Origin of the sequence: Gemella sp. 27098_8_92 (assembly GCF_041433685.1) — a bacterium.
Lineage (GTDB): Bacteria > Bacillota > Bacilli > Staphylococcales > Gemellaceae > Gemella.
Genome location: NZ_JAPWBZ010000001.1, coordinates 142,993 through 154,765, shown reverse-complemented (window position 1 = coordinate 154,765; position 11,773 = coordinate 142,993). Strand labels below are relative to the sequence as shown.

General features: G+C 29.3%; 24 protein-coding genes. 21 read left to right on the top strand and 3 right to left on the bottom strand.

Going from position 1 to position 11,773, the window contains the following annotated elements; all coding sequences use genetic code 11:
- Nucleotides 1–98: 98 nt before the first annotated feature.
- The 3 genes from O3802_RS00885 to O3802_RS00875 form a co-directional block, all read right to left on the bottom strand.
- Complete coding sequence (locus tag O3802_RS00885; RefSeq protein WP_371457891.1) at nt 99–1,511, bottom strand: recombinase family protein; 1,413 nt, start codon at nt 1,509–1,511, stop codon at nt 99–101.
- 149 nt (nt 1,512–1,660) lie between these two features.
- Nucleotides 1,661–2,179 (bottom strand): hypothetical protein, encoded by a 519-nt coding sequence (locus tag O3802_RS00880; protein WP_371457890.1) that lies wholly within the window; start codon nt 2,177–2,179, stop codon nt 1,661–1,663.
- Between the two features lie 12 nt (nt 2,180–2,191).
- A complete protein-coding gene (locus O3802_RS00875) occupies nt 2,192–2,947 on the bottom strand; it encodes an XRE family transcriptional regulator (protein ID WP_371457889.1) in 756 nt (251 codons plus the stop codon).
- Nucleotides 2,948–3,100: 153 nt separating this feature from the next.
- Here O3802_RS00875 and O3802_RS00870 point away from each other — a divergent pair, with 153 nt between their 5' ends.
- The 21 genes from O3802_RS00870 (at nt 3,101) to O3802_RS00770 (ending at nt 11,718) form a co-directional block, all read left to right on the top strand.
- Nucleotides 3,101–3,319: a helix-turn-helix domain-containing protein gene (locus O3802_RS00870; protein ID WP_371457888.1), complete on the top strand. Its 219-nt coding sequence runs from the start codon at nt 3,101–3,103 to the stop codon at nt 3,317–3,319.
- Between the two features lie 40 nt (nt 3,320–3,359).
- Nucleotides 3,360–3,590, top strand: a complete 231-nt coding sequence (locus O3802_RS00865) for a hypothetical protein (protein WP_371457887.1) — start codon at nt 3,360–3,362, stop codon at nt 3,588–3,590.
- 55 nt (nt 3,591–3,645) lie between these two features.
- Nucleotides 3,646–3,777 (top strand): hypothetical protein, encoded by a 132-nt coding sequence (locus O3802_RS00860; RefSeq protein ID WP_371457886.1) that lies wholly within the window; start codon nt 3,646–3,648, stop codon nt 3,775–3,777.
- Between the two features lie 3 nt (nt 3,778–3,780).
- The gene (locus O3802_RS00855; RefSeq protein ID WP_371457885.1) at nt 3,781–4,053 is read left to right on the top strand and encodes a hypothetical protein; all 273 of its coding nucleotides are present in this window, start codon (nt 3,781–3,783) and stop codon (nt 4,051–4,053) included.
- Nucleotides 4,043–4,549, top strand: a complete 507-nt coding sequence (locus O3802_RS00850) for a nucleoside triphosphate pyrophosphohydrolase family protein (protein WP_371457884.1) — start codon at nt 4,043–4,045, stop codon at nt 4,547–4,549. The genes O3802_RS00855 and O3802_RS00850 overlap by 11 nt, the downstream gene beginning before the upstream one ends.
- A 15-nt stretch (nt 4,550–4,564) precedes the next feature.
- Nucleotides 4,565–4,852, top strand: coding sequence for a hypothetical protein (locus tag O3802_RS00845; RefSeq protein ID WP_371457883.1), 288 nt, complete (start codon nt 4,565–4,567; stop codon nt 4,850–4,852).
- A gap of 18 nt (nt 4,853–4,870) precedes the next feature.
- Entirely contained in the window at nt 4,871–5,083 is a 213-nt protein-coding gene (locus O3802_RS00840; protein WP_371457882.1) for a hypothetical protein, read from the top strand.
- A gap of 26 nt (nt 5,084–5,109) precedes the next feature.
- Nucleotides 5,110–5,907, top strand: coding sequence for a replication initiator protein A (locus tag O3802_RS00835; protein ID WP_371457881.1), 798 nt, complete (start codon nt 5,110–5,112; stop codon nt 5,905–5,907).
- Nucleotides 5,908–6,155: 248 nt separating this feature from the next.
- Nucleotides 6,156–6,563, top strand: coding sequence for a hypothetical protein (locus O3802_RS00830; RefSeq protein ID WP_371457880.1), 408 nt, complete (start codon nt 6,156–6,158; stop codon nt 6,561–6,563).
- Nucleotides 6,556–7,098, top strand: coding sequence for a site-specific integrase (locus tag O3802_RS00825; RefSeq protein WP_343012166.1), 543 nt, complete (start codon nt 6,556–6,558; stop codon nt 7,096–7,098). Before O3802_RS00830 ends, O3802_RS00825 begins: the two co-directional genes overlap by 8 nt.
- A gap of 165 nt (nt 7,099–7,263) precedes the next feature.
- A complete protein-coding gene (locus tag O3802_RS00820) occupies nt 7,264–7,587 on the top strand; it encodes an HNH endonuclease (RefSeq protein WP_343012167.1) in 324 nt (107 codons plus the stop codon).
- Nucleotides 7,584–7,742 carry a hypothetical protein gene (locus O3802_RS00815; RefSeq protein WP_343012168.1) on the top strand — a complete coding sequence of 53 codons (159 nt, stop codon included), beginning with the start codon at nt 7,584–7,586 and terminating at the stop codon, nt 7,740–7,742. Before O3802_RS00820 ends, O3802_RS00815 begins: the two co-directional genes overlap by 4 nt.
- Nucleotides 7,743–7,746: 4 nt before the next feature.
- On the top strand, nt 7,747–8,103 hold the full coding sequence (locus O3802_RS00810) for a hypothetical protein (RefSeq protein ID WP_371457879.1): 357 nt from the start codon (nt 7,747–7,749) through the stop codon (nt 8,101–8,103).
- Nucleotides 8,096–8,341 (top strand): hypothetical protein, encoded by a 246-nt coding sequence (locus O3802_RS00805; protein WP_371457878.1) that lies wholly within the window; start codon nt 8,096–8,098, stop codon nt 8,339–8,341. The genes O3802_RS00810 and O3802_RS00805 overlap by 8 nt, the downstream gene beginning before the upstream one ends.
- An 11-nt stretch (nt 8,342–8,352) precedes the next feature.
- Nucleotides 8,353–8,619, top strand: a complete 267-nt coding sequence (locus O3802_RS00800) for a hypothetical protein (RefSeq protein WP_371457877.1) — start codon at nt 8,353–8,355, stop codon at nt 8,617–8,619.
- A gap of 11 nt (nt 8,620–8,630) precedes the next feature.
- Nucleotides 8,631–9,740 carry a DNA (cytosine-5-)-methyltransferase gene (gene dcm / locus O3802_RS00795; RefSeq protein ID WP_371457876.1) on the top strand — a complete coding sequence of 370 codons (1,110 nt, stop codon included), beginning with the start codon at nt 8,631–8,633 and terminating at the stop codon, nt 9,738–9,740.
- 12 nt (nt 9,741–9,752) lie between these two features.
- Nucleotides 9,753–10,247, top strand: coding sequence for a hypothetical protein (locus tag O3802_RS00790; protein ID WP_371457875.1), 495 nt, complete (start codon nt 9,753–9,755; stop codon nt 10,245–10,247).
- A 3-nt stretch (nt 10,248–10,250) separates the two neighbouring features.
- The gene (locus O3802_RS00785; protein WP_371457874.1) at nt 10,251–10,547 is read left to right on the top strand and encodes a hypothetical protein; all 297 of its coding nucleotides are present in this window, start codon (nt 10,251–10,253) and stop codon (nt 10,545–10,547) included.
- Entirely contained in the window at nt 10,547–10,864 is a 318-nt protein-coding gene (locus tag O3802_RS00780) for a hypothetical protein (RefSeq protein WP_371457873.1), read from the top strand. The genes O3802_RS00785 and O3802_RS00780 overlap by 1 nt, the downstream gene beginning before the upstream one ends.
- 201 nt (nt 10,865–11,065) lie before the next feature.
- On the top strand, nt 11,066–11,260 hold the full coding sequence (locus O3802_RS00775) for a hypothetical protein (RefSeq protein WP_371457872.1): 195 nt from the start codon (nt 11,066–11,068) through the stop codon (nt 11,258–11,260).
- Complete coding sequence (locus tag O3802_RS00770; protein ID WP_371457871.1) at nt 11,260–11,718, top strand: hypothetical protein; 459 nt, start codon at nt 11,260–11,262, stop codon at nt 11,716–11,718. Before O3802_RS00775 ends, O3802_RS00770 begins: the two co-directional genes overlap by 1 nt.
- The last annotated feature ends 55 nt before the right edge of the window (nt 11,719–11,773 follow it).

Sequence of the window (11,773 nt, the reverse complement as noted above, 5' to 3'; positions counted from 1 at the left end):
GGAGTTTAGTGTGGAAAAAATTTTAAAAAAATTAAAAAAGAAAGACGGTTTTACCCTTATAGAAATGCTTGTGTAGGAGTGCCATTTATAAGAGATGCTTACTTAAAGCGCACATCTCTTATATCAACGTTGTATCTATTCATTTTTTCTGATATTCTAATAGTCTCTACATTTATACTTATATCTTCAATAAAAGCATTTAGTAGTTTTACCTTTTCTTCAGTAGTTATTTTGTTAAACACTTTAGTAAAGTTTAATGATAAGTCTTTTATCTTAACTTCTTTCCTTTGATTTTCTAATATGTTAAATTGCTCTTGCTGCTCTTTTTTCAATAACTCTATTCTAACATCAATATCTGATTGAAGTTTTCTCAATTCTTTGTCATTTATTAAATTATCTAACCATGCTCTTTGCAATTTAAATTTTTTATTTTCCTGCATAGATATTTCCTTTTCATAATTCCTAGTAGGTAACTTAACTTTATTCTTTTCAAATTTAAAATTAAAGCAACATTCTTTGAAATATTTTAATAATGCTTCCTCAATTATTTCTTCTCCTAGATAGTATTTTGATTTTTTATCCAGTTGGCAATATTTACATTTATAACGCACAAGATATGTTTTATCTTTTCTCGGAGATCTAGTGACCGACATTTTCCTATGACAAGTAGGGCAATTAATCAAACCTCTAAAAATAGTTGTAAAAGACCTTTTACGAGCTTTAGACGGACAACAATTCCTACTATCTAGCTGTTTAATAATGTATTCTTGTTCTTCATCAGTTATATACGCTTCATGAGTATTTTCGACAACTATCCCCATTAAAGGAGTATGTCCGCAATATACTTTTTTACGAGCAAACCTATTAACAGTATTATAATGCCAAAGAGCAGTTCTTAATTTAGCATATCCGTTTAATTCTAACATTTTCGCTATTTGAGTTGTTGAAATTCCTTCTAATAACTTTTCAAATATAAATTCTACACATTTTCTAGTGTTTTCATCTTTTACTAACTTACCATCTACTTTTTTATATCCAAAAGGAGCATGATTAATATATTTGCCATTTTTAACAGCTTGCAGTTTACCTGCTATCATACGCTCTTTTATAGTCTCACGTTCTAATTGAGCGAAAGTAGATAGCATACCTATAGTTGCCATTCCCATAGCTTGAGAAGTATCAAAATTTTCTGACAGACTTATTAAATCTATATTATTAGGTTTAAATATATCTTCAATTAACAACATAGTATCCTTTATCGAACGAGAAAGTCTATCTAATTTATATATTAATACTATATCTATTTTTTCTATATCTTCTTTTAATCTATTTAACGCTGGTCTATCGAACTTAGCTCCACTTATTCCTGCATCTATATATTCGCCAACTACCTTTAACTCATGAAGTTGACAATATGCTTTTAATTTATCTACTTGAAATTCTAATGAATTACCATTTTCTACTTGCTCTTGTGTAGATACACGAGCGTATATTGCTACTCTTTTGGACATAACAAATACACTTCCTTTCTTGATTAGTTAAGAAGTGTATGATATACTATTAATATCAAAATGTTTGTGTATATCATACACATTTTTTAAACTCTCTAACTCTTGGCGGGGTGTAGGGAGTTTATATATTTTTTAGATAATTATAATAATTATTCTTTATCTTGAAAATCATTAAATATAATAGCCCCATCTCTAGCTCTCAATATCACTACATTAGGATTATGTGGACTATGAACATCAATATCTTCGATAGGTAAATCTAATAATTTCCAATAGCAAGAAGTAGTAGCTATTCTATTTTTAAGACTAAACCATGCCTCAGAATAAAATTTATTTTTAGGTTCTTTTAAAAAATTTTCTATCGTTTTCTTTGCCCAACCTTTCGGATAAAGATGATAAAGTTTATCCTTTTCTGAATGGACTATCTCAAACCAATCATCCAAATTGTTTATATCTATTGCTCGCCCAATCATCTCTTTATCCTCTTTTGACATTTCTTTTTTTTCACGCGTAAATTGATTTGTATCAGTACTAGAATCATGAGGTGAAATCAAAGAAACAAAAATCAAAGTAACTATAGTAATAATAAAAATTATAGATACTATTTTATAAATCTTTTTGTTGGATTGCTTTTCATTCTTTATTTTTTCCCTTTTTATTAAATTCATAATGTCACCTTTTTATTTATTAATTGGGGTAAAACTATCTACAACCTTACCCACAATATTAAAGTAAGCATCTTGTATATCTGATGTGTAAATTATTATATCAGGGTATTTTTTATTAATTGACTTTAAGACAAAACGATTTCCATCATTGTATAATTTTTTAACGTAACTTTTCCCGTCATAATCAACAACATATATATCACCATTCACATTATCGTAACCTTGTTGCAATAAAATTACATCCCCATCTAATAACTCTGGTTCCATACTATCACCAAATACACGAGTCGCCATGTCATAAGGCATTAAATCATCACGATCTGTATAATAAGAAACAACTTCATTATTTCCATAACAATAACCAACACCAGCTGCAACTTTTTCAGTCATAAAAATTTCCGTTAATTTCTTAACCTTACATTCGATAGAAACTTCTTTAACTGTTCTACTTTGAAAATTAAGAAGATTAGTAGCGTATTGATGAGTTTTATTTTGATTTTCTTCATTAAGCTTCGAAACTATTTTTACTATTTTTTCAGTCAATTCACTCGATGGTTTATCTTCGGAAATTCCCATTATATAAGCCGGTGTAGTTTCTAATGCGTTAGCTAAGGGTTCTAATATAGATACAGGTAATTTTTCAATATTAGAGTTTTCATACCTATATATAGTAGATCTATTCTTTCCAATTTTCAAAGCTAAGTCATCAGCCGATAAATTCAATTTATTTCTTAATTCTTTAATTCTTTCTCCAATTGTCTTTGCCATAAAATCATCCTTTCATAATATTATAATAACATATTTTCGCAAATTTGCAAATAAAATAATTGCGAAATTGCGAAAAAATATATTGACTTTTTGTTTTTTCTATTATAAAATAAATTTAGAGGCAAAAATGCGACAAAAGGAAGGAGGTTTTTTATGGTAAATATAGAAAAACTAAAAAAAGAAATTGATAAAAATAATTCATCAATAGAAGAAATTTCGCAACAAATAGGGATTGACAAGAGTACCTTTTATCGTAGATTAGAATCAAATGGGAAAAAATTCACAATAGAAGAAGTAATTAAAATCTCTAACATATTAAACTTGGACAGAAAAAAAGTAGATGAAATTTTTTTTAACATAACAGTCGCATAAAAGCGACAAAAATTTAAATTAAAGAAAGGAGACTATCTATATGAATATTTCTAAAAAGATAACAACTGATCTAAGCGGAAAAATTATCTCGATTGAATATAAAGAAATAGAAACTAATGATGTTTTTTTATCAGAAGACGAAGAACCGATTCGAAACGAGATAATCAATATATTAGCAAAACACAATCTTCCTTACTGGAAAGCTAAGCTAATATTAGAAAGAACTACAGCCTTTTTAGTTAAAGAAGCTGTAGTACAAAATATTACTTAAAATTACTAATTAAAGGTGATGAAAATAAAATATAGCAATAAAAAGGAGAATAACAATGATTAAAGTTAAAGTAACAACTAATAAAGAATTATCACCAAGAGCGATTGAAAATTTAAATAAAGTATTTACTGAAATATTTAATAAAGATTCAGCGAGATTTTTAAAACCACAAAAGAAAGGAGCATAGAAAATGTTCAAATTTTTTAATGACAAAAAAGAAGAAGCACAAGAAAAAAATAAACAAGAAGAACAATTTTCACTTGAAGTTAAGATGGCAGGATTGCCAACAATCTATTATATTGTAGATAAATATACATTTGAGAATTTCAATTCTTGGATTAATTCACACGGATATTTCGTTGAAATTTTCGATATAGAAGATAGAACAAGATATGGACTTAGAAAAGATAGTATTTTAAAGTACAATATCGAAATAATTAAAGAGGTTAAGAATGATAAGTAATATTATTGATTGGGCAATAGCTCGAAAATTTCACGAATATTGCACATTAGAAAAAGAATTTGAAAAAACCGAAGAGGAAACTAAAGAAATTCTTGAAGCTATAAAAAATAATGATTTAGAAAAGATAAAAGATGGAATCGGGGATACTTACATAACATTAGTAATAGGATATTGGCTCACATCGGATTTAGAGGATACAATTAAATTTTTCAAAAATATTCCAAAGAAATATACAAATGATTTTCCAAAAACCCCATCCGAAATATTTATCAGAACCAATTTGATTGCTAATTTAGAATTTCTTAGTTGGTCACTGGATAGGAAAATAAACGATATGAAATATGATCCATTAGTACTTGAGTTTATGGTTAATGATTTAGAATTAACCGCAGCAAAATACAATCTTAAATTAGATGAATGTGTTGAGTATGCTTTTAATCAAATAAAAGATAGAACAGGTCGATGGATAAGTGGCCAGTGGTTTAAAGATAAATAACAAAGGAGAATTCAAATGATAATCCTCAAAGAGAACATTACTTGCAATGCTAAGATCCAATTAATTGACTGGAGTAAAGGAAAAGACATCGCACAAGCTGATTGCTTACACGTTCACACAATTCTAAAAGATGGCCGAAAAGTTTGCTTAGCATTCAGATTTAAAAATTTTGTAGAAACAGATGGAGCATTTACCGCCTTAATTAACGGAAAATGTAAGCTGAAAAAATATTTTAATAACTTTTGTCCATCTCCAAGTATGATTAAATGCAAAAATGAAATATTTGAACAACTATTAATTTAACAACAAGGAGTGATTTAATTGAATGAAAGGATAATAAGAAAAAACAATAAATCCACAAATATTGATAAGGAAATGTGCAAAAATATCTTCCTGGATTTAAAAGGAAATAAGCGGACGAGGTTTAAAGATATTGCAGCTAAATACGGAGTTAAATATAGAAATGCAATGATTTGCTATTACGCAAGAGGCAATTTCAAATGTTATCAAAAATTAATAGTAACATTTAAATAAATTTAAAATGAAAGGAGAAAAGACAAATGAATAATGATTCTTACATGCAAGCCCCAAAGGTGTTGTGGAATCCAGATAGCAGATATTTTCTCCTATCAAATAATGCCAAGATAATATATATGCTAATGATTGACAGATACAAGCTATCAGCAAAATCATATCAAGAAGGTAATAGCACATGGTTTGACGTTACAAAGAGCAGATGCTTTGTTAAATTTAGCAATACAGAGCTTGGTAAGTTATTAAACGGGATAAGCACCAAAACTGTAATCAAGGCAAAACTTGAACTTGAAGAGTTAGGACTAATTAAACAATTCGCAAAAGAAAATGATAGATCATGTTACTTTTTTGTATTTCCACCTAAAGAAGTTGAAAATATTCCAGAGGAAAAACAAGAAGAGAAAAAAGAAAAAGTAGATATTATCTTACCGACTATGCCAGCTATTGTTAAGAGCGAAGTAATCAACGCTGAAGATATTATTTTTGGCCAAAATGTCATTCATCTAAGTGTATTAGAAAGAAAATGGCGGATAAAAAAAGGCTGCAAAATATGCGAAAGGTTAGTCAAAGTACTAGATAAATTTGACGATAAAGAATTAATAAGTGACAAAGAATTCTGGTATTTGAGAAACAATATTCAAAATTATGAACAAAATAATATGATAGCTGATTTAAAAGCTTTTGTAGAAACCCTCAGAAAGAAATTTAAAGAGAACAAAGACTTTATTTCTGTCAAAGTTGGTGCTGATACTGATATTGATATAAAAGAAACCATATTAAATTCTATACAAAATACTAAAGATTTAGATTTAATAGAAAATTGATAGTGGAATTTTTACAACATATAGTGGAAATATTCCACAACCATAGTGGAAATATTCCACAACCATAGTGGAAATATTCCACACATAATAAGAATAATATATTAATAATAAATATTAATAATAACATAATAAAAATAAAAATTAAGTAGTTGTTATTTTAAATAACGCATGCGCGAAAATAAAATTTATAATTATTTAAAATTTAATTAGAGCAGATTTCAAAAATCTAGCCAGTAGGAGTTCAACATGTGGTTAAAAAATACGATTTAAAGCAAATTGATTTTTTTCTAAGAAATGAACAACATTATTTAAATATTGTTGAATGCCACTTCTTAGAGTCTTCGTCAAGCGAAAATTTAGGAGTAAGTTTAAACAAAATAGGTAATTCTGTAGAGAATACAGCTATTAAAAAACTAGATGACCCTCGTTATGTTAAAGCAAAATTAATTGTTGATAGTATTAATGAATTAAGGTCTAAATGCAACGACATCGAAGAAGAGTTATTGTACTATTGGGCATCTTTAAGCTTGAATTATTTCCAGATCCACAGAAAAGTAAACTATTCAGAATCATGGGTAAAACAAAAAATATTAAAATTAAGGCATTCATTAGTTGTTATAGTCAACAAAAATATTGGTGGTGATGATAATGAATAGTGTTGAACCAATTCGCAATAAAGACGATATACAGGCAATGAAAGATTATTTGAAAGAATGGAACGAAAGAAATTACATGCTATTTCTCTTCGGAATAAATTCAGGACTTAGAATAAGTGACATATTGCAGCTAAGAGTCAAGGATGTTAGTGGCTGGAGTGTTAGAATTCGAGAAAAGAAAACACGAAAAGAAAAAAGTTTTAGAATGACACCAACGCTAAAAAAAGAGGTAAGGGAATACGTCAAAGGCAAGCCACTACATCACTTTTTATTTCAATCAAGGAATGGGAAAAATAAGCCATTAAGCAGACAATCAGCATATCTTATTTTGAAAATAGCTGCTGAAGAATGTGGATTAGAAAGTGTAGGTACTCACACAATGCGAAAGACATTCGGTTATCATTTCTACAATAAATATAAAGATATAGTAATGCTGATGGAACTATTCAACCATGCATCACCTGCAATCACTAAGAAATACATCGGAATCAAGCAAGACCAACAAGACTTAGCAATGTCAAGGTTTGGACTTTAATTTTTATTAAAAATATCAACTTTACATAACGAGCAAAATGCTAGTTGATTAAAAAGAGGTAGCAAAACGCTTTTAATATCAACGAATTATTAATTTTATTGAATTATACAAAATATAAGATATGACTAGTTCACACACGAAAAGAGGGGTATAAAATGACAAAACATGAAGAAAGTTAGAAAGACTTTAAAAAGTTCTCGTTGGAGAAAATTCAGAGAGAGGATTTTAAAGAAGTATAACTATTTATGCCAAGAATCACTAAGATACGGATTAAGAGTTGAAGCAGAAATGGTGCATCACATATTCCCTGTTTCAGAGTATCCAGAGTTAGAGTTTGTTAGTTGGAATTGCCTTCCTCTAACAAATAAGATACACAATACATTTCACGATAGAAATACAAATAAAATTATCGGTGAAGGTCTAAGATGGCAAAGAAGAAGAGAAAAAGAATTTAAAGAATTTTACAAAAATAAGGAGATAAAAAAATGACAGAGAAAATAATAAATTTCACAAATAAAAAAATAGCCAAAAACTTAGGAGGATTTTTAGCAAAGATAGTGTATCTATCATTAATGATACCAGCAATACTTATTATTGGAACATTGGTTTGGTTTGTAGAAGGATTACAAGAAAGAATGGGGTAAAAAAATGAATAAAGCAGTAAGTATAAGCGAAATGATAAGCGAAATCAAAAAACAAATGAAGTGGTCTGATGCTATATTAGCATTAGAGATAGGAGTAGAACCAAAGAATCTCAATGCATGGAGAAAAGGAACAACTCCAAGGTTGCCGAATTATAAAAAATTAAAAGCAATATACGTTTCTCTAAAAGATAAAAAAGAAATACCAGATAATACCACAGAGAAAATTCAGCAGTTAGACAAAGAAATAGAATACCTGACAACAGAGAGAAATAACGCAGTTAAACATATAACAAATATAAATAAACTTATCAATAATTTAAAGAAAGAGCGAGAAGAATTAATTTCGTGCAAAGGTGCATAAAATGGATTTAAAAAAATTGAACAAATGGATTTACATATTGCTAGGATTGTCGATTATTTTCGTTGGTGGAATGATGGTAGGAGCATATCACAGTGAAAAGGCATTAGAAAAAGTAGCTAATGAAAATTTAAAATTAAGAAATGAAAATATGCGATTAAAAAATAACTTAAATGATCTAGACGAACTGCAAGCAAAGTTAACAAAGAAAGTGGCAGAACTAGAAGGAGTAGGAGGTTAGGAGGTACGGTTATGAAATGGAATAAATTAACAACGAGAAAAATGACTGAAGATGAAGTGGAAATTTACGGAGATAAATATGATTTCATGTGGGATGGAACGTTACCTGAACTTGATGAAGAAGTACTAGTCACTTTCCCTTTACCTTCAGGGAAGTTTGTTGATACATATATTGATACATGGGAAGAAATTGGAGATGGATTAGGTTTTGAAAATACTGATAATGATGTTATTTACTGGATGGAAATACCACAATATAACGGAGAATTAGACGAGTAGGAGGGTAGGAAATGAATTTTTTAGACCTGTTCGCAGGAATTGGTGGATTTCGGTTAGGAATGGAACGAGCAGTACACAAATGCGTTGGATATTGCGAAATAGATAAATTTGCAAGAGCTAGTTATCAAGCAATTCACGATACAAAAGGAGAAATAGATTATAAAGATATTACAGAGGTGACGAATGAGGAGTTTAGAAAACTCAAAGGAACAGTTGACATTATTTGCGGAGGATTTCCCTGTCAAGCTTTTTCCATTGCAGGAAAGCAATTGGGTTTTGAAGATGCTAGAGGAACTCTATTCTATGAAATTGCTAGAGCTGCCAAAGAAATCAAACCACGTTATTTATTCCTTGAGAACGTGCGAAATTTATTATCGCACGATAAAGGAAAAACATTTACTACAATGCTTACCATCTTGGATGAATTGGGGTACGATGCGGAATGGCAAGTGCTTAACAGCAAAAATTTCGGAGTGCCACAGAATAGGGAACGAGTGTTCATTGTTGGACATCTTAGAGGAGAATGTACCTCAAGAGTATTTCCTATCAGAGGAGAAAACGAGAAATCTAATATTAAACAAATAGGAAATATCGTAACAACAGAAAGTTTTGGAGGTAACCCTCAAGTAGGTAGAATTTACAGCGTAGATGGAATTTCGCCGACTTTAAACACTATGCAAGGCGGAGGACGTGAACCTAAGATTTTGCAAATAGGAAGAGGATTTAACAAAGGCGGAGTACACAATATAGCACCGACAATAACTAAAAATAGTTACCAAGAAAATAATTTTTTAAGTATAAAAGAAGCAACTAAGCAAGGTTATGCTATCGCAAATATTGGAGATAGCATCAATCTATCTCACCCTAATTCGAAGACTAGAAGAGGAAGAGTAGGTAAGAATATAGCAAACACACTTTTAACAAGTGATGAACAAGGGGTAGTGTTATCAGATTACAAGATCAGAAAACTTACACCAAGAGAGTGTTGGAGATTGCAAGGATTCCCAGATTGGGCGTTTGATAAGGCACAAAAGGTAAATAGCAATAGTCAATTATATAAACAAGCTGGGAACAGCGTAACAGTAAATGTGATTGAGGAAATAGCGAAGAGATTAAAGTAGGAGGATAAGGAGATGCCGAATTGGTGTGAAGGATATTTAAAAATAAGAGGAAAAAAGAAAGATTTAATTAACTTTATAGAAAATGAAATTGTTTTGATAAAACAAGAGTCGATTATGTCAGAACCGCAACTTGTGGATATAAAAATGCAAGATGACGGTATAGATTGTAGTTTCAAATACAATAAATCATTTAAAGAATTTTTATATCTAAAAGGCACTAGAAGATTTCTTATAGAAAGCGAAGAAATAGCATTTGATTATGGATATGATGAAGATGAAATTTGTTATTTGACTTTGGATATAAAACAAGCGTGGGGGATTATTATTCAATCTCTTTTAATAGAACATAGTAAAAAATATTCTCTCGATTTTAACATATTTGCCAGCGAATGTGGAATGGAATTTGAGCAGCATATAACCGTTGTTGATGGAAAATTATTAAAGAACGAAGAAAGAACTTATATAGATTTTAGATTTGAGGCAATTAACCCAGATTTAGGAGGATAAAAGATGTTAGGTAGAAATAGTCAAGTATTTAAAGACAGGTCAGTTATAAAAGCCGATATAGAAACAACAGGGTATCAAGGAGGAAAAGCAAAAAAAGGCAGATATATTGAGGTTTCTTTAGAGAACATAGCAGCTACAGGTTGGAATACAACCGTAGTGCAAGACCATAAAATTTGTGAGTTAGGAAATTTACAAAAAATTAAAATCGTATTTAAAGGTGATGGTGAAATAAGAAATTTTCATAAAATAATTAGTCAGTGGAAAGAGTATTTAGATTACCAGTTAGGAGTTGAGATGTAATGAATGAATTAATGCAAAAAATAACAGAACAATTAAATATTAGTATAGACAAAGCACCAGAAGTATATTCAAGTTTAAGAGATCAATATATTATTTGGGAAGTAGCAGCAAGCATAAGCGCTATATTCGGAGTTGTTATATTTTTAATATTAATATATATAATAATACATGACGAAGTTAAAATTAAGAAAAAACATTTAATAATACTAATATGCATAGGCATTATTAGCGTTATTAGTTTAATTGCTTCTCAAGCGCTAATATATATATTTGCACCAGATATTGCATTTCTTAAAGGAGTATTCGGACGATGTTAATTAATTATGAAAAACTAAAACGATACACATATCGAAAAGCGCCAAGTACTAAACATTATTGCCATAAGTGTTGTGGAGAGTTAGACTATTGCAATGTAGAAGAAAATGTATTCTGCATAAGATGTGAGGATTGTCAGACTCATACGTTAGTTGAGGAAAGTAATTGGTACAACGCTATTAGAAAGGTTGAGGAGAACAATAATGAATTTAATAAAATGCACAATAAGTAATAAAGAAAAATTATATTTAAACGCAGAAAAGATAACTGCAATTTACAAAGCTGAACTACCGCCAACTAGAAGTATAGTGGTAGTAGAAAATCAATACTTTCACGTTACAGAAACAGTAGTTGAAATTCTTGCTATGATAGGCGAGAACAAAGGATGTGAAAGTTAGTGTTATTTACTTTTGATAAAGAATTGATAAAAGTGCTAAAACGAAGAATATATGATTTTCCTAAAAAAGAAGCATTAGAAAAAGAAATATACAAACTAAAAGAAAATACTAGAAATGTATTAACAGATACAGAGGTAGCAAATCTAGAGAATAAGTTCAACATGGATTTAAATAATTTCATAAGAGTATTAACTATACCCGCAAAATACAAAGTACATCAAGAACGTGTAGACAACAGAATTCATGAGATACTAAGATTATTATCAGACATATGGAACTATGGATATAAATGGGAAAAAGAAATAAAATTAATTTATCTATTTGACAAAGAAAATAAGAAGTTGAAATTCCATTATGATAAATTTTACATCTACCACCGAAATGAAAGATTGGTCAACATGTGGGAGAATGCAGATAAAGTTTTAGACAGATTTTTTAAAAATAAAATTAAAAGATAGTCAATAGACTATCTTTTTTTAAAAAAAATTTCAAAAATATTAAAGTTTGTCCAAA